A 23,089-nucleotide genomic window follows, 5' to 3' on the forward strand; every position below is an offset into this window, starting at 1 on the left:
TGTATGATTAAATCCAGATTTCTGAACTTCGTATCAAATCCCAAATTTATTTTTGGGATTTACATAGTTGTAAGTTTACTGTCAGCGGTGTCCAAATTTTTCCGCGGCGAAGGTGCCTATAACAACTATCTGATTTTCAGAAATGTTTTTACCAATACAATAGCAGAAAGAAATATTTACCTGCAATATCCTGAAGTTCATTTTGATTCCAATCATTACGGAGTTTTTTTTAGTGTACTGATTGCTCCTTTTGCTCTTTTACCGGATTGGCTTGGGATGCCGCTCTGGAATGTGGCCAATACATTAATATTTATTTTTGCCATCAGTAAATTACCTTTATCAGAGCCAAAAAAAGCTTTTTTTGCCTGGCTTTGTCTTCAGGAATTTATTACAGCATCGGTAAGTTTGCAGTTTAATATTGCGCTCACAGGCCTTTTGATGCTTTCTGCCATTTACATTTACGAACGAAAAGAAACGCAGTCGGCCATCGCGATGCTGATCGGGTTTTTTGTAAAACTCTACGGAATTGTCGGGCTTTCATCATTTTTCTTTATCAAAAATAAATTCAGATTTATTCTATCATTTTTATTGTATGGAAGTGTATTTCTCCTGCTCCCAATGTTGCTATCTAGCCCTCAGTTTGGCATACAGTCCTATGCAGACTGGTTCGAAGCTTTGGCAAGGAAAAATGGCACCAATACGGCTCTGGGAAACCGCCAGGATTACTCCATTATGGGAATCGTAAGAAGGGTTTTGGGCAATGCTGAAATTTCCAATTTGGTATTTCTGATTCCCGGATTAGCCCTTTTTGCACTGCCTTATCTCAGAATTAAACAGTATAAACATCTGCCGTTTCAACTAATGATTCTGGCTTCTACATTGCTTTTTGTAGTGCTTTTCAGCTCAGGTTCCGAATCGCCAACTTTCATTATTGCTGTAGCCGGAGTTATGCTTTGGTTTTTGATCCAGAAAAGGAGATCGGCTATTGTTTACGGAATGCTGATTTTTGTAATCGTGCTGACGTGTTTTGGATTTTCAGACTTGTTCCCGAAATTCATTAAGGAAAATTACATCATGAAATACTCTCTGAAAGCCTTACCATGTGCTGTTGTTTGGTTTCGCATCATATATGAACTGCTGGCCAAAGATTTTGAAAAAGATTATAAATTAACCTGATGAAAAAGATTTCAATTGTCATTCCTGTATTTAATGAGGCAGATAATCTATTGTTGATGTATCAGAAAATTAATGGTGTTTTTGAAACGCTGCAGGAGTATACTTTTGAAATTATTTTTATTAATGACGGCAGCAGAGATCGAACTCAGGAAAAATTAGAACAACTCTCACGCAAATATTCCGAAATAAAGTATCTGGAATTTTCGAGAAACTTCGGGCATCAGCCAGCCGTAAAAGCCGGAATGGATTTCGCCAATGGAAATGCCGTTATTTCAATGGACGGCGATCTGCAACATCCGCCTGAACTGATTCCTGATTTGATAAGAAAATGGGAAGAAGGTTTTGATGTGGTGCTGACCAACCGGTTTTATCCGAAAGAAATTTCTTATTTTAAAAAAAGAACTTCACATCTGTTTTATAAATTTCTATCTACAATTTCAGATGTAGATCTGAGAAAAGGTGGCGGTTCGGATTTTCGTTTACTGGATGCTGCCGTCGTTCAGGAATTCAGAAATTTTACCGAAGACGACCTTTTTCTTCGGGGTTTAACGAGCTGGATTGGCTATAAACAAACGACCATCAACTTCACCGCAGGAGAACGGAATGCCGGAGAAAGCAGTTATAATCTGAAGAAAATGATGAAATTCGCTTTCACAGGAATTACGGCTTTCAGTGTAAAACCACTTTATTTTGCGGTGTATTTGGGATTTATTTTTTCTGCCATCGCTATTTTCGGTTACGGAATTTATGTAATTCATTCTTTTGCGACTAATACTGAAATTTCCGGTTGGGCCTCGCTTATTATGACTGTCGTATTTTTCGGAGGTGTACAGCTGATTATTCTTGGAATCATCGGAATTTATCTGGGGAAAATCTTTAAACAGGTGAAAGAACGTCCCAATTATATCATCCGTTCAAAAAATTTTTAAATGATCCTCCTTTCTTTTGATATCGAAGAATTTGATATGCCTTTTGAATACAAAGGAAATATTCCATTTGAAGAACAGATTTCAGTTTCTCAGGATGGTTTAAATAAAATTCTGGATTTGCTCAAAAAACATAATGTAAAAGCTACTTTTTTTTCAACAGTAATTTTCGCTGAACAAAGTAAAACTTTGATTGAAAGACTGTTAAAAGAAGGACACGAACTCGCTTCGCATACCTGGTTTCATTCCAATTTTAAAGAAGAACATCTGTTACAATCCAGAAATCGACTGGAAGAATTATTTGATGTCAAAGTGACAGGACTTCGCATGCCCAGAATGAGAACCGTCGATCCGAAAGCTGTTGCTGCAGCGGGATATGAATATAATTCCTCTGTCAATCCAACGTATTTGCCCGGACGGTACAATAATTTAAAAATTTCCCGCACTTTTTTCTTTGATGAGAACGTTTTACAGATTCCGGCTTCTGTTTCCCCGAATTTCAGAATTCCTTTATTCTGGCTCAGTTTCCATAACTTTCCGATGTGGATTTATAAAAAACTGACTCGTGATGTTCTGAAAAAAGATCAGTACCTGAACATCTATTTTCATCCCTGGGAATTTTCCGACATTAAAAAAGAAGAGTATAAACTCTCAGCAATTACCACAAAAAATACAGGTGAACAAATGGTTCAGCGAATGGACGATTTTTTATATTGGTTGAAAAAAAAGAACATCCCATTTACAACATTTCAGGAATTTCAAAAACGCATTCGCTCATGAAAATCGCTTTCGATGCTAAAAGATTTTTCAACAATACTTCCGGTTTGGGAAATTATTCAAGGGATTTAGTTCGGATTCTCGCTACGTATTATCCTGATAATGAATACATTCTTCTCAACAAAAATCTTTCCGAAAGAGGAAAAGAAATCCTGGAACTGCCTCATGTATTTTTTGAAAAAACAACTTCGGGAAAACTCGCAAGACAATATCAAATGGGAAAAGATGCCCAAAATCTGCAGGCAGATATTTTTCACGGATTGTCCGGCGAACTGCCCTTGAAATGGAACGCCCAACCCATTAAAAAAATAGTGACCATTCACGATCTTATTTTTGAACGGTATCCTCAGTATTATTCATGGTTTGACCGGAAAATTCATCTTTGGAAATTTAAAAAAGCTGCGCAAAGTGCCGACCGGATTATTGCCATCTCAGAGCAGACTAAACTCGATATTATTCAGTTTCTGAACGTTCCTGAAAGTAAAATCACTGTGGTGTATCAAGGTTGTCATCAGGCTTTTAAACAAGATTTTAATGAAGATAAAGCTTCAATATTAAAAGAAAAGTACAATTTACCTGACCGTTTCCTTCTGAATGTCGGGACCGTGGAACCCCGCAAAAATGCGTTCAGCATTGTTCAGGCGATTCAGAATACCGAAATTCCATTGGTTATTGTGGGAAGAAAGACGGCATATTCGGAAAAAATCAAACGGTTTCTTAAAAGAAATAAGATGGAAAGTCAAGTTGTTTTTCTGGAAGGTTTCACGATGGAAGAACTCGCTTTGTTGTATAAAATGGCAGATATTTTCGTGTATCCCAGTTTTTTTGAAGGATTTGGAATTCCGGTAATCGAAGCTTTATTCTCCCAAACACCAGTGATTACCAGCGGAAAAAGTTCACTTCCTGAAGCGGGAGGAAATGGCGCATTATACATTGATCCTGAAAATCCAAAAGACCTTTCCGCAAAAATCAAGTTTCTTTGGAATCATGAAACGGAAAGAAAAAGGCTTGCTGAGATTGGATTTAAATATGTTCAGAAGTTTTCTGACGAAATCATTGCAAAAGAAATGAACAGTGTTTACAAAGATGTGCTGAAAAGTTAAACAAATTATTTCTGAACGATTATTTTGTTCACCAATTTTTTTTGATCGGCTGTCACTGTTGCGAGGTAAACGCCGTTTTGCAGATAAGAAACATCAATTATTTCTTCATTCTCAATATTCAGAATTTGCCTTCCACTGAGATCAGTGAGTGTAAGCCGAAAGTTTCCCGGTTTTTTTTTTCCAAACAGAATTTCGAATTGATCTTTTGCAGGATTGGGATAAAAAGAAACGGACAGTTCTTCGATTTGAGTTTCGGAAAGGGATAGTGAAGATGAGGCTTTTGCAAAATGTTGCAACGCACCAAGAGCTGCTTTTGTGACATTAAAAAGATACACAGGATCCATGTTGGCTACAATATCTGCAGAAGTATGTGGAGCCGGATTCAGTTCGCCCTGATATTCGTAAAAACCAGTAATCACTTCATTGTTGTTCTGAAACGGCATATAATCCGATGAATAGGCATTGGACAGGGTAGTCTGAAGCGGCGAATAGAGTGCAACACAACTCATCAGCTCTGAAGTTGCCTGATGAGAAGCAGCATTATTAGTGGACGGAAAATTATTGGTATCTCTTTCACAAACGATAGTATTGTGGGTTTGTCCGGCTCTTCCCCCTACCTGATCGATGTTGAAAACGAGTCTGATGTCCATTTTAGGAACCGTAGCGTTCACCACCTGATTCACATAATGCTGACTTCCGTAAAGCCCTTGTTCTTCTCCGGAGAAATGAATAAATTTTATCGAATATTCGGTCGGGATGTCTTTCATAATTCTTGCCATTTCCAGCAGTGCGATGGTCCCGCTCCCGTTGTCATTGGCACCAACACCATTCACGGTATCATAATGAGCGCAGACAATGACGAAAGTATTCGGATATACGGTTCCTGTTTTGGTAATGATAAGATTTTTGGAACTCAGTGATCCCGCGCTGAAAGGATTTTCGGAAATCTGAGAAATGCTGTACCCGAAAGATAAATATTTGTTCTTCAACCAATTGAAGGCGTTGTTGTTCGCAGTACTTCCTGTCGTTTTGGTTCCGAGGCTTACAAATTCCTGTAATCCTGAATTAATATTAACTTGGGAAACTTGGTTCACCCTATTTTGGTATGCCTGAATAAAAGTTTGTGATGATACAAAAAAAGAAATACAAACAGCTAAAAGGAAAACGATTTTCTTCATTGGATTTTCTGAGTTGTAAAAATACAAAAAATCCCGGATCAAAGATTCGGGATTTCTCTATTGATAACAAAAGGTTTACATTATTTTATCTGATCTACAACAGCTTTGAAAGCTTCCGGATGGTTCATTGCAAGGTCTGCGAGAACTTTTCTGTTCAGCTCGATGTTGTTCTTTTTAAGAGCGCCCATAAATTGGGAATAAGACATTCCGTGTTCTCTGGCACCAGCGTTGATTCTGGTAATCCAAAGAGACCTGAAATTTCTTTTCTTCTCTTTTCTTCCGCGATAAGCGTATTGCATCGCTTTTTCTACGGCGTTTTTGGCAACTGTCCAAACGTTCTTTCTTCTTCCGAAATAACCTTTAGCCAGTTTCATCACTTTTTTTCTGCGTGCTCTGGAAGCAACGGCGTTTACTGATCTTGGCATAATTTAAATTGTTTTTTTTGAATACAGCGTTGCTTGTTTCATCAAACTTTGGGGCTGTGATTCAGGGTTAGAAATTCTGAATTTTTAATTCTTATAAACCGATTTAGGATTTATAAAAAACTACTTAATGGCTAATTGGCGTTTCACACTTTTTTCGTCCACAGTAGCAACATAAGAAGTTTGGGTCAGATTTCTCTTCTGCTTGGTTTCCTTCTTCGTCAAGATGTGGCTTTTATAAGCATTTTTTCTTTTGATCTTTCCTGTTCCGGTAAGAGCAAAACGCTTTTTAGCACCTGATTTAGTTTTTAATTTTGGCATTGTTCTGCTTTTTTGTTTTGTTATCAATATTTAAGGCTGCAAAATTACAAAAAATTCTTCAACTATGCACGTCATCATAGAAAGAGATTTCAGGTAGAAACCTCTTTTTTAAGATTATTTAGAAGGCAGTTTAAGAAATTACCTTTTCTTCAAATCAAAATTGAATTATTTAGCTGGCTTTTTTGGACTCATCATCATGATCATTCGCTTGCCTTCCAACTTGGGCATCTGATCCACTTTTCCTACGTGCTCCAGATCCTGAGCAAGACGCAGGAGCAAAATTTCTCCCTGATCTTTGAAAACAATTGAACGCCCTTTGAAGAATACATAGGTTTTAAGTTTTGATCCTTCTTCCAGGAACTTTTCAGCATGCTTCTTTTTAAATTCGTAATCGTGATCATCCGTTTGCGGACCAAAACGGACTTCCTTCACTGTTACTTTTACTTGTTTGGCTTTCAGTTCCTTTTGCTTTTTCTTTTGCTCGTAAAGGAATTTTTTGTATTCAAGAACTCGGGCTATATAAGGCTCTGCCTTGTCTGAAATCACCACCAGATCCAGTTCCTGTTCTTTGGCAATTTCCAATGCTTTCGCCAATGGATATACTCCGGGTTCTACGTTATCGCCCACTAAACGAACTTCCTTCGCGCGGATTTTTTCGTTAATTTGATGCGCATCCTCCTGTTGTGGACGACGCTGCGGGCCTCTACCTCTGTAATGAAATTTCTGTGCTATTGTATTAAATTTTTAAGTTAATTTCTTTTTATTGCTTCACGCTTCCGGCGTTTTTCTTTGTATTATTTTGGAGTATAAATTATTCTCCAAAACTTGCATTAAATGTGGATGCTTTCTGGAAGTAAGCGATGAAATCATCAATACTCATCGTTCCTAAATCGCCTTCACCTCGCCTTCTTACAGAAATTGTTCCTGCATTTTCTTCATTTTCTCCAACAATCAGCATAAAGGGATATTTATTGATTTCCGCATCCCTAATTTTCTTTCCCGTCTTCTCGTTCCGGTCATCAATCAGGCCGCTAATATCGTGATTTTCTAATAATTGAGAAACTTTTTTAGCGTAATCCACATATTTTTCAGAAATCGGTAATATGATGAATTGATCCGGAGCCAGCCAAAGCGGAAAATCACCCGCGGTATTCTCCAAAAGTATGGCGATGAAACGTTCCATAGAGCCGAACGGAGCTCTGTGAATCATCACTGGACGGTGTTTTTCGCCGTCGCTTCCTATATAAGTGAGATCAAATCGTTCAGGTAAATTATAATCGACCTGTATGGTTCCCAACTGCCATTTTCTGCCTAAAGCATCTTTCACCATGAAATCCAGTTTTGGACCATAGAAAGCAGCTTCACCATATTCTATTACAGTTTTCAGACCTTTATTTTCTGCAGCCTGAATGATGGCTTTTTCTGCTTTAGCCCAGTTCTCATCGGTACCGATATATTTTTCATTATTTTCAGGATCGCGAAGGGAAATTTGGGTGACAAAATCGTCAAACCCTAGGTTTTTGAAAACGTACATTACTAAATCAATCACCCCTTCAAATTCCTCCATTAATTGATCTGGAGTACAAAATAAGTGTGCATCATCCTGCGTGAACCCACGTACTCTGGTGAGCCCATGTAATTCCCCCGATTGTTCGTACCGATAAACCGTTCCGAATTCTGCAAACCGTTTTGGCAAATCGCGATACGACCATTGCCCGACTTTATAAATCTCGCAATGGTGAGGACAGTTCATGGGTTTCAGCATGAATTCTTCACCTTCGTTGGGTGTTTTAATTGGTTGAAAACTGTCAGCACCATATTTATCCCAATGCCCGGAAGTGACATAAAGTTCCTTAGCACCGATGTGTGGCGACATAACAAATTCATAACCGGCTTTCTTCTGGGCTTCAGAAAGGAAATTCTCCAGTTTTTTTCTCAGCGCAGCTCCTTTGGGTAACCAAAGTGGTAAACCGGCACCGACTTTTTCAGAAAAAGCAAAAATCCCGAGTTCTTTTCCTAATTTCCGGTGATCACGGCGTTTTGCTTCTTCCAGTTTTTCCAGATATTCCGTCAGTTCTTTCTGCTTGGGAAAAGAAATTCCATACACTCTGGTGAGTTGCGGATTTTTCTCGTCGCCTCGCCAATAAGCTCCGGCAGCATTCAGGATTTTTACTGCTTTTACAATTCCCGTGGACGGAATATGGCCGCCACGACACAAATCGCTGAAGTTATCGTGTGTACAGAACGTAATTTCGCCGTCTTCAAGATTGGAAATCAGTTCCGTTTTATAAGGATTGTCTGCGTATTCTTTTAAAGCATCGGATTTGGTAACAACGAAAAGTTCAAATATGGAATCCTTTTTGGCGTTTTCCAGCATTTTCTTTTCGATTTTCTCGAAATCTTTTTCACTGAGTGTTGCATCACCGAAATCCACGTCGTAATAAAACCCATTCTCAATGGCTGGGCCTATGGTTAATTTTGCATTGGGATAAAACTCTATAATGGCCTGTGCCAAAAGGTGAGCGGAAGAATGCCAGAACGCTTTCTTTCCCATATCATCATTCCACGTCAGGAGTTGCACCTTAGAATCTTCCGTAATCGGGGTGGTAACTTCTACTTGTTTACCGTTTACGATGGCTGAAATGGTGTTTCTCGCCAATCCTTCACTGATAGATTTGGCTACATCCATTGGCGTAACTGTGCCTTCAAATTCTCTGATGCTTCCGTCGGGAAGAGTGATTTTTAACATTTTAGGAATTAAAAATGATGAGCTGCAAAAATAATGAAAAAATTAATGATACATAACTTTTTTAGTGGGTAATAATGGAAAATGGGTGCAGTTTTTTTAGGAATGATCAATGTTATCGGTTTTCCCGTCTTTATTAAGTTTTGAAGTTTTCTTAATCTCTTGATCAGTTTCTTCCTGAGAAACAATTCGTTCTGAAGATGCCGGAATATTCGGATAATCCTGATTTTGTTTTTTAACTTCGGCCTTTTCGGTTTTTTGTTTCTTTTTTGGAGGTTTCATAATGTTAAACTTTAAACCAAATATGAGTAAAACGCGACAGTTTCTTTTATAATCTTTCGTCAGGATTTTCTATAATTTGATACGCTTTTCATTTATATTGCCTTTTGAGTCTTGTATAATTCTGGCCTTTACACTTCATATTTCATTATCTTTGGGTAAAATAAAACACATGAAAATTTTCACTGCAGAGCAAATCCGTGCGTGTGATCAATGGACTGTTCAGCATGAACAGGTTTCTTCGTTGATGCTGATGGAAAAGGCTGCTGGAAGGTGTGCAGACTGGTTCGCTTCACAAATAAAAAGTGAAAGATTCTGGATTTTTTGTGGTAATGGAAATAACGGAGGCGATGGTTTTGCGATCGCAAGAATGTTGTACAGGAAAGGATTTGATATTGACGTTTTTATTGATTTTAAAAACCCTGAATATTCCGAAGATGCACGAATAAATCTGCAAAAATTAAAAGAAATATCAGGTGTGGATATCCATGATTTCCGGCAGGTCTCTGAAATGAAATTTAAGCAGGATACCTCAATTGTAGATGCGATTTTCGGGTCAGGTTTTCACGGAAGTCTGAGTCTTGACTATCAAAAATTGATCGCTTTTCTGAACAGCATTCAGGCAAATAAGGTGAGCATTGATATTCCAACAGGCCTTTCTGCAGACGGGCTTTCAGATTCGGAATCTGTTTTTATTGCCGATCACACACTGAGTTTACAGTTTTGGAAAAAAAGTTTCTTACACCCGGAAACAGGGAATTTTTGCGGGAAAGTACATATTCTAGACATCGGTTTGTCGCCGGAATTTATTCAGAAAACCGACACTTCGCAATATATTATTTCCGATTCAACTGTTCAGAAAATCTATCGTCCGCGCGAACAATTTTCGCACAAGGGAACCTATGGAAAAGTTCATCTTATTGCCGGAAGTTATGGCAAAATAGGAGCGGCAATATTAGCAGCCAGAGCAGCTGTTCGCACCGGAGCCGGATTGGTCACCGTTCAGGCTCCTGAATGTGGATTCAGTATCTTGCAGACCGCCTGTCCTGAAGCGATGATGTTGTCTACAGGAAATATTTTTTCAGAAAATTTACATTATGAAGAGGGGATAACCTATGGAATAGGCCCTGGTTTAGGAACAGAATCTGAAACGCAAAATGCTTTTCTGGAATTTCTGAAGAAGATAAATAAGCCTATCGTGCTGGATGCAGATGCTTTGAATATCATTGCTTTAGATAATGCGCATCTTGAACTTATTCCAAAAAATTCCCTTCTGACTCCGCATCCTAAAGAATTTGAAAGGCTTTTCGGCACGAGTGCAAATTCTTTTAAAAGATTGGAAATAGCAAAAGAAAATGCTGAAAAATTCGGGATTTTTATCGTGCTGAAAGACCGGTATACTCAAATTATTACCCCGAAAAAAACGGTTTATTATAATATTACAGGAAATCCCGGAATGGCAACAGGGGGTAGTGGAGATGTTCTTACAGGCATTATCACTGCATTGTTGGCGCAAAAATATTCTTCCGAAGAGGCCGCAATATTGGGGGTTTGGCTTCACGGGAAAGCCGGTGATGATGCTGCAAAAATGAATTCTGAAGAGGCTTTGATTGCCGGTGATCTTCCCGAATCTTTAGGTCGAGTTTTTAATGAATTGAAGAATTCCCACTATAAAAAAACCACAAAATAATTAAAATGTAAAAGCCGCTCCATTGAACGGCTTTAGTAATGTTATAAAAACGGCTTTATTCAGGTTTTCCGTTTTCTGCTTCCGTAATTTTATTGTTCTTAGAATACCACATGATCACGAAACCTGCCAGCATGAAAGGTATCGAAAGAACTTGCCCGGTATTAAGGCCCGCAAAAGTGATGAACTCGTCGCCCTGAGGTTCTTTTAAGAATTCTACAAAGAAACGAACTGCCCATAAAACGATGAAAAACAACCCGAAAAGCCATCCTTGCTGATATTTCTTTTGTGTCTTTCTGTAAAAATACCACAAGATCAGAAACAGAAGAAAATACCCTGCAGCTTCAAAAAGTTGTGTAGGGTAGCGGGGGACAATAGGCCCGTATTCCGGACTTTGCTGGGGGAAAAGAATAGCAAAAGGAGAGTTTTCAGGAGCTGGTTTTCCGATAATTTCTGAGTTGAAGAAATTTCCGATTCGTACAAAAGCACCGCCCAAAGCGACTACGATTCCAATTCTGTCATATACCCAAAATGGATTTTTTTTGATAATTTTATATGAATAATAAAGCGTGGTAAAAATTAAAGCAATAGTAGCTCCATGACTTGCTAAACCGGAAAACCCTGTAAATCTGAATTCCGGCTGCGTTTGAATTGGCAGAAAAACAGACCAGAAATCCTTCTTGAAAAGCTCAGGTTCATAAAAAATAACATGTCCGAGTCGGGCACCTAAAATAGTTCCCACCAGAGTCCATATAAAAAGAGGTTCCAGATATTTGATGTGTACATGATCGATTTTGAACATTTTAGACATGAGAATATATCCCAATCCAAAGGCGAGGACAAACATTAGACTATAGTAATGAAGCGTAAAAGGTCCCAGATTTATTCCAGTGGATGGATCCCAGATAATGGTTGAAAAAGTATGGATCGTATTCATATTAAAAATCAATATTTATAAAAATGTTCATAGATTAATGTTTGCATTTCGGAGGAACAGGATCATAGCCCTCGCCGCCCAATGGATGACAGCGGGCAATGCGTTTGATACCTAGCCAGAGTCCCTTCAGCGGACCGTGTATTTGCAGAGCTTCCGCCATATAATGGGAACACGTAGGTTCATAACGGCAGTTTTTGGGCAGCAAAGGAGAGATGAACCACTGGTAAAACCGTATAAGAACGACCAATGGAAATGTCAACACAGTATTGATTTTTCTCTTCAAAGCAATGCAAAAGTAACTCAAAATTTTGAAAATATGCCGTAAATTTGTTAATTAAAGCCACAATGCTTGTTGCCTCGTATCAGAAATTAAAATTATTGTGAAAAAACAACATATCCCTTTAGCCGAACAGTTGAGGCCTAAAACTCTGGATCAGGTTCTCGGCCAAGAACATCTTACGGGTTACAATAGTCCTGTAAGAAAAATGCTTGAAAATGACACCCTGAATTCTCTTATTTTTTGGGGGCCACCCGGAACCGGAAAAACAACATTAGCTGAAATGATTTCAGAGCAGTCGGGTAGAAAATTCCACAAACTTTCTGCCGTATCCAGCGGAGTGAAAGAGGTGAGGGAAGTTATTGAAGAAGCAAAAAAACAGAATCTTTTCTCAGGAAAACCACCAGTCCTTTTTATTGATGAGATTCACCGCTTCAGTAAATCACAGCAGGACAGTTTGTTACACGCTGTGGAAAAAGGCTGGGTAGTTCTTATAGGAGCAACTACAGAAAATCCAAGTTTTGAGGTAGTTTCCGCTTTGCTTTCGCGCTCTCAGGTTTTTGTTTTGAAACCGCTGGAATATGAAAAACTCGAAACTCTCGCTGATCTTGCACTGCATCAGTTTAATGAAAATGAGAATTCTGATTTTAAAATAGAAGATAAAACAGTGCTGATTCAATATTCCGGAGGTGACGCTCGAAAACTGATTAATGCTGTGGAATGGGTGCTGAATAGGTTTAAAAATTCTGATGTTTCCGATATTTCTTCCGAAGACATCCGTTCTGTATTGCAGGAAAATATGGTTCGGTATGATAAAAACGGCGAACAGCATTATGACATTATTTCTGCTTTCATCAAATCGATGCGCGGTTCAGATCCCAATGCTGCAGTGTATTGGTTGGCCAGAATGCTGCAAGGTGGCGAAGATATCAAGTTTATTGCCAGAAGAATGTTGATTCTGGCATCTGAAGATATTGGATTAGCCAATCCTAATGCGCTGGTAATGGCCAATTCATGCTTTCAGGCAGTACAAATTATCGGAAATCCGGAAGCAAGAATTATTCTGAGCGAAACTGCCGTTTATCTGGCCGTATCCCCGAAATCCAATACCACGTATTCTGCTATTAACGAAGCGATGGCTTTGGTGAGAAAGACAGGCAACCTTCCTGTTCCTCTGCATTTGCGGAATGCACCTACAAAATTAATGAAAGATCTGGATTACGGAAAAGATTATCAGTATGCACATGCTTACGAACGTCATTTTGTCGACTCTGAATTTATGCCTGAAGAGCTTTCAGGAACCGTATTATATGATCCGGGAAATAACGCAACGGAACGGAAAATACGTGAAGAACAGCAAAAAAAATGGAACAATAAATATCAGAAAAGGAAATAAACCGGTTCTGTTGTATATAAAAAACCGCCTCAAATGAGACGGTTTCAATTCTTTTCTTCGGGAATTAATTATTTCAGTGCATTCTCAGAACTTACCTGAGGTGTAGTGAAGATATAAAGGAATTTTTGACCGTCCTTCTCTCTCACTTCCATATGTTCCAATACGTTGCCAAGAACCTGAATTGTGGTATCCTTGATCGGCTGGCCGTCAAAATATACCGTATTCTGAGCATTCAGTTTGAACTGTTGGTTCAGTCCTTCCAAAGAAATCCTGTCATAATAGTTTTCTTTTACGCTTGCGGAAATAATTCCGTTAGAAGCTAACCCTTCGAAGCTTTTCAGGTTCTGGGGAAGGTTGGCAGCGGTTTTGAAAACTTTAGTAGATTGGACGTTCTTTTTGTCGCTGGCGATCAGCGAATTGGAAGCTAACATTCCGTCAACCAGCACTACAGGCTGGTTCTTGCTTTGTGCATAGGTCATTGCAGATGCAACTAGTAAAAAAGTGTAAAGTATTTTTCTCATTATTAAAAAATTATGATTACACAAATATATAAAAAAACTATATTGAATGATGATATTCGGACTTATTTTTTTGATTTTGTAATTAAAATGATGAAAAAATCAACTTTCATGTAATTATCAAATCCTTTATACGCCCTCTTTCTCAGTTAGTCCTGTTTTTTTAAAAATTTTAAAAGTGGTTGAATAAAACGATCAAAGGATTCAATATGAGGTGAATGCCCAATGTTTTCCAATTCTACCAATTCGGAACCCGGAATTCGTTTCTGAGTTTCTTTTCCCAGATGTTGATACTGTCCCATCAAAGGCTGCAAATCTTTTGGAGCAGCGGCTTTCCCAATCGCCGTTCTGTCTCTGGTTCCAATAATAAGAAGTGTTGGAGATTTAATTTTATCAAAATCATCCACGACGGGTTGGGTGTAAATCATATCGGTAGTCAATGCTGCATTCCAAGCGATGATTGGATAATCCTTATGTATTGTCCAGCCTGCCAAAAGATTCAACCAGAGATCGTATTCGGGTTTCCATTTGCCATCATAATAATATTGCAGTTGATATGATTTGTAACTCTCATAATTGTTTTTAAGTTCACTGGAATATAATTGATCAATGCTTTGGTAAGGCGAGAATTTTTGGTAATTTTCCAAGCCGATGGGATTCACCAGAACGAGGTGGTTAACATTTTTCGGATACATCACCGCCATCCTTGAAGCCAGCATTCCGCCCATCGAATGTCCTAAAACTGTGAATTTATGAATCCCTAATCCTTCTACCAAGGACATTGTATTAGCAGCGAGTTGATGAAAGCTGAACTGATAATGTTTCGGTTTTGAAGATTTTCCGAAACCGATCTGATCTGGAATCACCACCCGAAAACCTTCCTGAACGAGTGCGCGGGCGGTTTCCTCAAAATAATAACCGTTAAAATTTTTTCCGTGAAGCAACACAATAGTTTGGCCATTCTCTTTTCCATTCTCTGGAGATATGTCCATGTACGCCATTTTCAGTTGCTGCTCCTGATTCTGAACAGTTTTGTAGGAAACAGGAAAGGGATACGTAACAGTAGTAAGTTCAGCATCCAAAGGTTTTAATGAATTGATATTTTGGGAGTTGCAAGCAGTAAACAAAACAATAGTCAGGAATAAAAAAGAGAAGTTCTTCAGCATTATTATAAGTTTTAAGTGGAAAATATGATTCAATCAAATTTCAATACAACCTCGAAAACCTCTCGCAGCATAATAGGAAGATGCACCGTTGTGATAGGTAAACACAGTATTATACCTGCGGTCACAAAAAAGGGCTCCGCCAAGTTTCCTGATTTCTGCGGGAGTTTTAATCCAGCTGGAGGTTTTTACATCGAAGATATCAAGAGACTGTAATTCTCTGTATTGCGTTTCATTGAGCAGTTTAACTCCCATATTTTCTGCCATTTCTACAGCACTGTTGAGTGGTTGATGCGCTTTTCGGGATATTCGTGCTTCTTGATCGTAACAGGTACTTCGTCTGCCTTTTGGGCTTTCTGTTGAGCAGTCGCAGAAAATAATTTGTTTCTGATTATTATTAAAAACAACAACATCGGGTTCCCCTCCCGTTTTCTCCATTTCAAAAACTGCTTTTAGTTTTGTGGGTTGTGCTAATAGTTGCTCTTCGATGGTGGCCCATTGCAACTCTGCATGTCGATGATTGTTTTCGTTAAATCTTTTTTGAAGAACGCTGAGTAGTTCCTCTTTTTCTTTGGCTGTTACATTCATAGCGGAGATTTTACAGCAAATTTAATAAAACAGGATGATAGTGTTAATCTAACCATTAATGATTTCGCCACCGTTCGGATGCAACACCTGGCCTGTAATATAAGACGCGTCTTCGGAAGCCAGAAAAAGATAGCATGGTGCTACTTCGTTGGGTTGTCCGGCTCGTTTCATGGGAGTATCACTGCCAAATTCAGCTACTTTTTTCTTGGAAAACGTAGAAGCTATCAAAGGTGTCCATATAGGTCCCGGTGCTACCGCATTTACCCGAATTCCTTTTTCCGCTAAATTTGCAGCCAGGCTTCGAGTAAAAGAAAGTACTGCGCCTTTGGTAGCGGCATAATCCATGAGATGATCACTGCCCCGGTAAGCAGTTACGGAAATGGTGTTAATAATACTGCTGTTTTTTTTCAGATGGGGAAGTGCGTATTTTGTAAGCCAGAAAACAGAAAATACATTGGTTTCAAAAGTCTTGGTGAGTTGCTTTGTAGTAATGTTTTCCAAACGCTCAGATTCCCAGTGTGTAGCAGCATTGTTGATCAGAATATCCAACTTTCCGAAAGTGGAAATGGTGGTTTCAATGACCTTTTCACAGTGGGATTCGTTACTTAAATCACCTTTTATCAGGATGCATTTTCTTCCTAATTTTTCTACTTCTTTTTTAGTTTCCTTCGCATCATTTGTTTCACTGAGGTAAGGAATTACAAGATCTGCACCTTCCTGTGCAAATAATAATGCCGTTGCTTTGCCGATTCCGCTGTCTCCACCGGTAATAATGGCGACCTTACTGTCGAGTTTCTGTACTTGTGGTTTGGGACTGCGTTTCGGAGTCGGTCTCAGTTGGCTCTCGGTTCCGGGTTTATTTTGCTCCTGAGGTGGTCGTACTTTTTTAGATTCTTTCTTCTGCATATCGTTCTAACTTTAACCTTTTCGTCCGCGGGTAAGCAACCAAAGAATAAGTCCTATTACGGCAACAACCAAAATAATTCCCCACCACATTCCTGCTTCAAAAATGGTAGCGATAGCATCACAGCTGGTTAGCAGCATTGCTGATAAAATCAAGAGGCTGAATAATGAAATCTTTCTCATAATGTTAATTTTTTTATTTGATAACAAAACTTTCACCAGTTCCCCATTTCTGTGGTAATCTTGCAACAAGACAAATTAAATTTATAATGAAAATAACCTTTTAAGTAAATGAAAGGGAAACGAATTCAAGCTCACTACACTTAAATCCATATTATCCAATATTGACAATTATTATCGTGAGATAAAGTTCAATTAATTCAAAATTTGCAAACTTTTCAATTGTGGATAAGTTTTATTATACTGATTATCAATTAAGTATTGATTTATATTTGTAAACTTTTTTGCTCGCACATTAAAATAGTGTATCTTTATTTTTCTAAAATATATACAATGGAAAGCTCAGTGTTGACAAAAAAAAATGCTACTGTTTCAATGGAAACAGCAAACGCAGCAACTTTAAAATACTTTAATGGCGATGATCTCGCCACCCGGGTATGGGTAAATAAATATGCTCTTAAAGATTCGGACGGAAATCTGTATGAAGCTACTCCCGATGATATGCACTGGAGAATTGCCAACGAAATTGCGAGAATAGAAGCAAAGTATAAAAACCCGCTTTCAGCGCAGGAAATTTTTGACTTGATAAAAGATTTCAAATACATTATTCCGCAAGGAAGCCCGATGACGGGTATTGGAAATAATTTTCAGATTGCATCACTGTCCAATTGTTTTGTTATTGGAAACGGCACTGACAGCGATTCTTACGGAAGCATTATGAAAGTAGATGAAGAGCAGGTTCAGCTGATGAAAAGACGTGGCGGTGTTGGCCATGATTTGTCACATATTCGTCCGAAGGGTTCCGCAGTCAAAAACTCCGCTCTCACTTCCACGGGTTTGGTTCCGTTTATGGAACGTTACTCCAATTCTACGCGCGAAGTTGCTCAGGACGGGCGACGCGGAGCACTGATGCTATCAGTTTCCATCAATCATCCCGATGCTGAGGATTTCATCAATGCCAAACTGGAGCAGGGAAAAATTACCGGAGCCAATATTTCAGTGAGGATCGACGATGAATTTATGAATGCGGTGAAAAACAATACCGAATACACTCAGAAATATCCGATTCACAGCGAAACACCAAGGTTTTCAAAAACTGTTGAGGCCAAAAATATCTGGAATAAAATCGTTCATAACGCCTGGAAATCTGCAGAACCCGGAATTCTTTTCTGGGACACGATTATCAAGGAATCTGTTCCGGATTGCTATGCAGACCTGGGTTTTGAAACCGTTTCTACGAATCCGTGTGGTGAAATTCCACTTTGCCCTTACGATTCCTGTCGTTTGCTGGCGATAAATCTGTACTCGTATGTTGAAAATCCGTTTACGAAAAAAGCTAAATTCAATTTTGATCTTTTCAAACAACATGTGGCTTACGCACAGCGGATGATGGATGATATTATTGATTTAGAGGTGGAGAAAATTGATACTATTCTTCGCAAAATTGAATCCGACCCGGAGAGTGATGAAATAAAAGGAACTGAATATCATCTTTGGCTTAAAATCCGCAAAAAAACACTTCAGGGCAGAAGAACAGGAGTAGGCATCACGGCTGAAGGCGATATGTTGGCCGCACTCGGTTTAAGATACGGAAGCAAGGAAGCCGTTGATTTTTCCGTGGAAGTTCATAAAACTTTGGCTTTGGAAGCATACCGTTCCTCCGTGAAATTGGCGATGGAAAGAGGTGCTTTCGAAGTGTATGATAGTAAAAAAGAAGCAGAAAACCCGTTTATTCTCCGTTTGAAAAATGAAGATCCGGAACTGTATAAATTGATGCAACAACACGGCCGAAGAAATATAGCCTTGCTTACGATTGCTCCTACAGGAAGTACTTCGCTCATGTCACAAACGACCTCCGGAATTGAGCCGGTGTTTCTTCCGGTTTATAAAAGAAGAAGAAAAGTAAATCCGAATGACAAAGACGTACGGGTGGATTTCGTGGATGAAGTCGGCGATTCATGGGAAGAATACATCGTTTTCCATCACCATTTTAAAACCTGGATGGCTGCTAATGGTTTTGATACAGATAAAAATTATTCTCAGGAAGAAATTAATGGACTTATCGAGAAATCTCCTTACTACAAAGCAACTTCCAACGACGTAGACTGGCTGAGTAAAGTGGAAATGCAGGGTGCGATCCAGAAATGGGTGGATCATTCTATCTCTGTAACGATCAATATTCCCAATGATGCGACAGAAGAACTGGTCAACGAACTTTATTTAAAAGCCTGGGAAGTGGGGTGCAAAGGCGTTACCGTTTACCGTGATGGTTCGCGCTCCGGAGTTCTGGTGGCAAGTGAAGACAAGAAAGAAGATAAAGAAGGAGTGAAACTGCACAGCACATTCCCTACCAAAAGGCCGCATGTTCTGGAAGCCGAAGTCGTCAGATTTCAAAATAACAAAGAAAAATGGATTGCTTTTGTAGGTCTGATTGATGGACGTCCGTATGAAATTTTCACTGGTTTGGCAGATGATGAGGAAGGGATTATGTTGCCAAGATGGGTGAACAACGGATTGATTATCAAAAACCGCGATGAAAAAGGCAATTCGCGTTATGATTTCCAATTCAAGAATTTAAGAGGATATAAAACCACGATTGAAGGTCTGTCGCACAAATTCGATCCTGAATTCTGGAATTACGCAAAACTGATTTCCGGGACTTTAAGACACGGAATGCCTTTGGAAAATGTAGTGGAGCTTGTGAATCGTATGGAATTGAATCTGGAATCCATCAACAACTGGAAAGCCGGAGTTGCTCGCGCTTTGAAACGCTATATTCCCGACGGTACCAATGCAGCAGGAAAATGCTCCAACTGTGGTTCAGAGCAAGTGATGTATCAGGAAGGTTGCCTGACCTGTAAAAGTTGTGGAAGCTCGAAGTGCGGCTAATTAATAAGCCAGATTCTTCATAAATCAAAATCCCGGATTTCAATTTCCGGGATTTTTTTTGATTTATAATTTTGATACATCGATCATTTTTGTATTGTCCTCAATAGTATAATCCAGTGCTTTGGCGAGTACAAATATGGTATTGAGGTTTTGCATCAGCTGTTCGCGGCCTTGCTGCTGAAGCTGCGCCCTGTTCACTCTTTTTTGTGCATCGGCTTTGGCAGAAGCGGTCACTTTTTTGATTTGATCTTCTTTAATTCTGTTCAAAAATGAATCATCCATCGACTGTATTTCAACCGATGGCATTATCCGGATTTCCGGCGAAGGAAGTTCCTGAATAATAAGTTTCCGGTTGACAGAATCTACTTCCAGTACCATTTTATTGAGATCGTAGGTAACCTGAGCATTTGTTTGTGTTAAAGTAAGAATCTCATTTTCAGATACCTGTTTGCCGAAAATTTCATATGCAAGTTTGGTTTTCTGAAGCGTAGAAAAATCCTGTTCTACGACGACCATTTTATTCATCCTGGTAATCTGATTTTTCAGAATATAATAGTCATTTCTTACCGAAGGTTCATCAGGCGAACTGCATTTTTTAAAGGCCCAAAAAAGCAGCAACATCAGCACAATACCAATGATGAGGCCCGCTATCGTATTTCTGTTTTTCAATATCATTTCAAATTAAGGAGTGCGGTTCAGGATTTCCAAAAGATCTTTCTCCAGCCATCCGGATTGTGGGTATTCAATAATTCTGCCGGTCTCATTTCCGTCCTGATGAATGATAAAAGTAGGAACTCTCAGGATATTGAATTTCTTTTCATCACCATCCGGCGACTGTTTATTGCGGTCCAAAGCATAGATCGTGAGCTGATCTTCCGGAAAATCCAGAGCATGAAGTATTTTCATAAATCTGGGAAATTCGCGATGGCTGTCTCCGCACCAGGTTCCGAGAAAAACCGTCAGTCGGGATTGGTTTAGTTGTGTTCCTTTCAGGGCTTCTATGGAAGCTTTATCCGGGGTGTATTCTGCATATTCCTTCTGATACCAGTCGCTGTAAGGCGCTTTTTCAAATTCGTCTGAAGTGTGAATTCCTATAAGCATATTGTTTTTTTGTTGAGTGGTTTCTTTATTGGGTGTTTCCTGTGCCAGAGCAGGTTGTATCGCAATTACTCCCGCTACGATCACTATTTTTGTTAATTTATTCTTCATCTTTTTGTTCGATAATCGTTTGTAAATCTGCCGGTGAATAATATTTATTTTTTAGTACTTTATCATCTGCAACACGATATACATGATACTGAGTTCCTGATTTTTTATAAAAACAGTCTTCACCTTTTATTTTATAAAATTCAGCGGTTTCCTGAGCTTGTTTCTCGTCTGTACATGCTTTCGACATATTGGAACGCTGAATTTCATCAAAGAGTGTAGCAAATTTTTTGCCTAAACCGAATTCCAGAACGGCACCGCTCAGCACATACTGTAAATCACAGAGAGCATCGGCTGCCGCAGTGAGGTCGTTATCTTCAATCGCCTGTTTCAGTTCGTTCAGTTCCTCCTGAAGAAGCGAAACTCGAAGTTCGCAGCGCTTTTTTGAAGGAATCTGCGGCGTTTCTAAAATGGGAACATTAAAATTTTGATGAAATAAAGCGACCTGATTCAGGCTGTCGGGTGTTCTCATATATCGGATCAAATATTTACAAATATAGGAAAACTGTATTGCTTTGATAAAAAAAGACAGCCTTTTTTGGGGCTGCCTCAGTTTGGATTATGCGTCAAGATCGCCTGCTGCTTCAGGTTGATATATGATTTCGTCGATCACAATTTTGGTCATTCCTGAAGGAAGTTGCCATTCGATTTCATCGCCAACACGATATCCGATCAGAGCACAGGCAACGGCGGAGAAGATGGAAATTTTCCTTTCTTTTACATTGGCATCTTTCGGATAAACGAGTGTGAATTCCATCTGTTGTTTGCTGTTTTGAAAATGGATCTTCACCACAGAATTCATGGTCACTACATCGCCCGGAATCTCTTTCGGTTCTACAAGTTTGGCATTTTTCAATTCGGAAGCCAGTTTTTCAGCCTCTTCTTTTTTAATGGTGTTATTTTGCCTAGCCGTCGTAATACATTGATGAATGCGGCTGTAATCGTTTTTGTTAATAATTAATTGACTCATATTTTTTAAATTTTGGTGTTAAAAAAACCGTTTGAAACTCAGTTTCAAACGGCTTAAATTTATATTTTATATAAATTAAATAGGTTTAAAACTCAGATGCTGTTCTTCAAGCAATTTCTCTGCTTCCGCTTTGTAATGTCCGTTCACCAATTTGTCGTGAATGGCGCCAAAAGCTTCCAGTGTTTCGTTGATTTCAGCGTCGGAATGCGAAGCTGTAGGAATGAGACGTAAAAGGATCATTCCTTTTGGAATTACAGGATATACCACAACAGAGGTGAAAACTCCGTAATTTTCTCTCAGATCTTTTACCAGAAGGGTAGCTTCTACTGGCGATCCCTGCATCATGACAGGAGTTACGCAGGTATTGGTATTTCCAAGATTAAATCCTCTTTCCTTTAGTCCGTTTTGCAATTTATTTACATTTTCCCAAAGCTTGGCTTTTATTTCTGGCTTACTTCTGAGAAGTTCAAGGCGCTTTAATCCACCAATTACCATAGGCATGGTAAGCGACTTGGCAAAAATCTGAGAACGAAGGTTGAATTTTAAATACCTGATAACTTCTTTATCTCCGGCAATGAACGCTCCGAAACCAGCCATAGATTTGGCGAAAGTGGAAAAATAAATATCAATTTCATCTTGACATCCCTGCTCTTCGCCTGCGCCCGCACCGGTTTTTCCTAAGGTTCCGAAACCGTGAGCATCATCTACCAACAGGCGGAATTTGAAATCTTTTTTCAGCTCGCAAATTTCTTTCAGTTTTCCCTGCATACCGCGCATCCCGAAAACTCCTTCAGTAATTACCAGAACACCGCCGCCGTTTTCTTCGGCCACTTTCGTGGCTCTTTCCAGATTTTTCTTCAGGCTGGCAATATCATTGTGCTTGAAGGTAAAACTTTTTCCTACATGCAATCGTACACCATCCACAATACAGGCATGGGAATCGGAATCGTAAACGATGACATCATGTCTGGAAACAAGTGCGTCAATGGTTGAAACCATTCCTTGATAACCGAAATTGAGAAGATAACAGGATTCTTTTTGCACAAAATCTGCAAGTTGCCTTTCCAGTTCCAGATGCTGATCGGTTTCTCCGGACATTGCTCTGGCTCCCATAGGATAGAACATTCCGTATTCGGCTGCTGCTTCTGCATCGGCTTTTTTTACTTCCGGATGGTTACAGAATCCCAAATAATCATTAGCACTCCAGAAAATAACTTCCCGTCCCTGAAATGTCATTCTGGGTCCGATGGGCCCTTCCAGTCTGGGAAATATAAAATAACCTTCAGCATAATCTGCAAACTGTCCGAGAGGCCCCGGATTTTCTTTGATCCTGTCAAATATGTCTAACATTAATTAGTAAGTATTAAGGGTTGAAATAAAAAACAAAGTTAACTATTTTTGAACGAACTAAAAAGCCTTTTGCTGTGAACAAAAGGCTTTTATAAGC

Annotated in this window: 25 protein-coding genes; 7 read left to right on the forward strand and 18 right to left on the reverse strand. The window is 39.1% G+C overall.

Going from position 1 to position 23,089, the window contains the following annotated elements; genetic code table 11:
• Positions 1 to 3 precede the first annotated feature (3 nt).
• Genes DQ356_RS09800 through DQ356_RS09815 form a run of 4 tightly spaced genes read left to right on the forward strand, consistent with a single transcriptional unit; the run spans position 4 to position 3,982 of the window.
• Positions 4 to 1,176, forward strand: a complete 1,173-nt coding sequence (locus DQ356_RS09800; protein ID WP_114304320.1) for a glycosyltransferase family 87 protein — start codon at positions 4 to 6, stop codon at positions 1,174 to 1,176.
• Complete coding sequence (locus tag DQ356_RS09805) at positions 1,176 to 2,105, forward strand: glycosyltransferase family 2 protein (RefSeq protein WP_114304321.1); 930 nt, start codon at positions 1,176 to 1,178, stop codon at positions 2,103 to 2,105. The genes DQ356_RS09800 and DQ356_RS09805 overlap by 1 nt, the downstream gene beginning before the upstream one ends.
• Positions 2,106 to 2,882: a polysaccharide deacetylase family protein gene (locus DQ356_RS09810; protein WP_114304322.1), complete on the forward strand. Its 777-nt coding sequence runs from the start codon at positions 2,106 to 2,108 to the stop codon at positions 2,880 to 2,882.
• A complete protein-coding gene (locus tag DQ356_RS09815) occupies positions 2,879 to 3,982 on the forward strand; it encodes a glycosyltransferase family 4 protein (RefSeq protein ID WP_114304467.1) in 1,104 nt (367 codons plus the stop codon). Before DQ356_RS09810 ends, DQ356_RS09815 begins: the two co-directional genes overlap by 4 nt.
• Positions 3,983 to 3,987: 5 nt before the next feature.
• On the opposite strand, the gene DQ356_RS09820 is transcribed toward DQ356_RS09815, so the two are convergent.
• The 6 genes from DQ356_RS09820 to DQ356_RS09845 all read right to left on the reverse strand — a co-directional run bounded on the left by DQ356_RS09820 (position 3,988) and on the right by DQ356_RS09845 (position 8,931).
• Complete coding sequence (locus DQ356_RS09820) at positions 3,988 to 5,160, reverse strand: M28 family peptidase (protein ID WP_114304468.1); 1,173 nt, start codon at positions 5,158 to 5,160, stop codon at positions 3,988 to 3,990.
• A gap of 80 nt (positions 5,161 to 5,240) precedes the next feature.
• Positions 5,241 to 5,585 carry a 50S ribosomal protein L20 gene (rplT, locus tag DQ356_RS09825; protein ID WP_114304323.1) on the reverse strand — a complete coding sequence of 115 codons (345 nt, stop codon included), beginning with the start codon at positions 5,583 to 5,585 and terminating at the stop codon, positions 5,241 to 5,243.
• A 120-nt stretch (positions 5,586 to 5,705) separates the two neighbouring features.
• Complete coding sequence (gene rpmI / locus DQ356_RS09830) at positions 5,706 to 5,903, reverse strand: 50S ribosomal protein L35 (protein ID WP_114304469.1); 198 nt, start codon at positions 5,901 to 5,903, stop codon at positions 5,706 to 5,708.
• A 165-nt stretch (positions 5,904 to 6,068) separates the two neighbouring features.
• The gene (gene infC / locus DQ356_RS09835; RefSeq protein ID WP_262510897.1) at positions 6,069 to 6,635 is read right to left on the reverse strand and encodes a translation initiation factor IF-3; all 567 of its coding nucleotides are present in this window, start codon (positions 6,633 to 6,635) and stop codon (positions 6,069 to 6,071) included.
• 79 nt (positions 6,636 to 6,714) lie between these two features.
• Positions 6,715 to 8,652 carry a threonine--tRNA ligase gene (thrS, locus tag DQ356_RS09840; RefSeq protein WP_114304325.1) on the reverse strand — a complete coding sequence of 646 codons (1,938 nt, stop codon included), beginning with the start codon at positions 8,650 to 8,652 and terminating at the stop codon, positions 6,715 to 6,717.
• A 96-nt stretch (positions 8,653 to 8,748) separates the two neighbouring features.
• Complete coding sequence (locus tag DQ356_RS09845) at positions 8,749 to 8,931, reverse strand: hypothetical protein (protein ID WP_114304326.1); 183 nt, start codon at positions 8,929 to 8,931, stop codon at positions 8,749 to 8,751.
• A 169-nt stretch (positions 8,932 to 9,100) separates the two neighbouring features.
• Here DQ356_RS09845 and DQ356_RS09850 point away from each other — a divergent pair, with 169 nt between their 5' ends.
• Entirely contained in the window at positions 9,101 to 10,618 is a 1,518-nt protein-coding gene (locus tag DQ356_RS09850; protein ID WP_114304327.1) for an NAD(P)H-hydrate dehydratase, read from the forward strand.
• Positions 10,619 to 10,673: 55 nt separating this feature from the next.
• Here the strand turns inward: DQ356_RS09850 and lgt are convergent, their stop codons facing one another.
• Together lgt and yidD are read right to left on the reverse strand one after the other, a co-directional pair.
• The gene (lgt, locus tag DQ356_RS09855; protein ID WP_114304328.1) at positions 10,674 to 11,552 is read right to left on the reverse strand and encodes a prolipoprotein diacylglyceryl transferase; all 879 of its coding nucleotides are present in this window, start codon (positions 11,550 to 11,552) and stop codon (positions 10,674 to 10,676) included.
• A gap of 34 nt (positions 11,553 to 11,586) precedes the next feature.
• Positions 11,587 to 11,811: a membrane protein insertion efficiency factor YidD gene (gene yidD / locus DQ356_RS09860; RefSeq protein WP_394337265.1), complete on the reverse strand. Its 225-nt coding sequence runs from the start codon at positions 11,809 to 11,811 to the stop codon at positions 11,587 to 11,589.
• Positions 11,812 to 11,932: 121 nt separating this feature from the next.
• On the opposite strand from yidD, the gene DQ356_RS09865 reads away from it, so the two are divergent.
• A complete protein-coding gene (locus DQ356_RS09865; RefSeq protein ID WP_114304330.1) occupies positions 11,933 to 13,225 on the forward strand; it encodes a replication-associated recombination protein A in 1,293 nt (430 codons plus the stop codon).
• Between the two features lie 68 nt (positions 13,226 to 13,293).
• Here DQ356_RS09865 and DQ356_RS09870 read toward each other — a convergent pair whose 3' ends face one another.
• The 5 genes from DQ356_RS09870 to DQ356_RS09890 all read right to left on the reverse strand — a co-directional run bounded on the left by DQ356_RS09870 (position 13,294) and on the right by DQ356_RS09890 (position 16,580).
• Positions 13,294 to 13,746, reverse strand: coding sequence for a hypothetical protein (locus tag DQ356_RS09870; RefSeq protein ID WP_114304331.1), 453 nt, complete (start codon positions 13,744 to 13,746; stop codon positions 13,294 to 13,296).
• 146 nt (positions 13,747 to 13,892) lie between these two features.
• Positions 13,893 to 14,909 (reverse strand): alpha/beta fold hydrolase, encoded by a 1,017-nt coding sequence (locus tag DQ356_RS09875; RefSeq protein ID WP_114304332.1) that lies wholly within the window; start codon positions 14,907 to 14,909, stop codon positions 13,893 to 13,895.
• 33 nt (positions 14,910 to 14,942) lie between these two features.
• Complete coding sequence (locus DQ356_RS09880) at positions 14,943 to 15,494, reverse strand: DUF4256 domain-containing protein (RefSeq protein WP_114304333.1); 552 nt, start codon at positions 15,492 to 15,494, stop codon at positions 14,943 to 14,945.
• A gap of 48 nt (positions 15,495 to 15,542) precedes the next feature.
• Positions 15,543 to 16,400, reverse strand: coding sequence for an SDR family oxidoreductase (locus tag DQ356_RS09885; RefSeq protein WP_114304334.1), 858 nt, complete (start codon positions 16,398 to 16,400; stop codon positions 15,543 to 15,545).
• A 12-nt stretch (positions 16,401 to 16,412) separates the two neighbouring features.
• Positions 16,413 to 16,580, reverse strand: coding sequence for a phosphatidate cytidylyltransferase (locus tag DQ356_RS09890; RefSeq protein WP_185123781.1), 168 nt, complete (start codon positions 16,578 to 16,580; stop codon positions 16,413 to 16,415).
• Positions 16,581 to 16,952: 372 nt separating this feature from the next.
• Between DQ356_RS09890 and DQ356_RS09895 the strand changes: the two genes are divergently transcribed.
• Positions 16,953 to 19,466 carry an adenosylcobalamin-dependent ribonucleoside-diphosphate reductase gene (locus DQ356_RS09895; protein WP_394337264.1) on the forward strand — a complete coding sequence of 838 codons (2,514 nt, stop codon included), beginning with the start codon at positions 16,953 to 16,955 and terminating at the stop codon, positions 19,464 to 19,466.
• 63 nt (positions 19,467 to 19,529) lie between these two features.
• On the opposite strand, the gene DQ356_RS09900 is transcribed toward DQ356_RS09895, so the two are convergent.
• From DQ356_RS09900 to DQ356_RS09920, 5 genes are all read right to left on the reverse strand, one after another.
• Positions 19,530 to 20,141, reverse strand: coding sequence for a DUF4230 domain-containing protein (locus DQ356_RS09900; protein WP_228420712.1), 612 nt, complete (start codon positions 20,139 to 20,141; stop codon positions 19,530 to 19,532).
• 6 nt (positions 20,142 to 20,147) lie between these two features.
• Positions 20,148 to 20,675, reverse strand: coding sequence for a thioredoxin family protein (locus tag DQ356_RS09905; RefSeq protein WP_114304336.1), 528 nt, complete (start codon positions 20,673 to 20,675; stop codon positions 20,148 to 20,150).
• Positions 20,665 to 21,144: a pyrophosphohydrolase domain-containing protein gene (locus tag DQ356_RS09910; protein ID WP_114304337.1), complete on the reverse strand. Its 480-nt coding sequence runs from the start codon at positions 21,142 to 21,144 to the stop codon at positions 20,665 to 20,667. The genes DQ356_RS09905 and DQ356_RS09910 overlap by 11 nt, the downstream gene beginning before the upstream one ends.
• A gap of 87 nt (positions 21,145 to 21,231) precedes the next feature.
• Positions 21,232 to 21,642, reverse strand: coding sequence for a nucleoside diphosphate kinase regulator (gene rnk, locus DQ356_RS09915; RefSeq protein ID WP_114304338.1), 411 nt, complete (start codon positions 21,640 to 21,642; stop codon positions 21,232 to 21,234).
• A 75-nt stretch (positions 21,643 to 21,717) separates the two neighbouring features.
• Entirely contained in the window at positions 21,718 to 22,992 is a 1,275-nt protein-coding gene (locus DQ356_RS09920) for an aminotransferase class I/II-fold pyridoxal phosphate-dependent enzyme (RefSeq protein ID WP_114304339.1), read from the reverse strand.
• Positions 22,993 to 23,089 lie beyond the last annotated feature (97 nt).

Origin of the sequence: Chryseobacterium lacus (assembly GCF_003336205.1) — a bacterium.
Taxonomy (GTDB): domain Bacteria; phylum Bacteroidota; class Bacteroidia; order Flavobacteriales; family Weeksellaceae; genus Chryseobacterium_A; species Chryseobacterium_A lacus.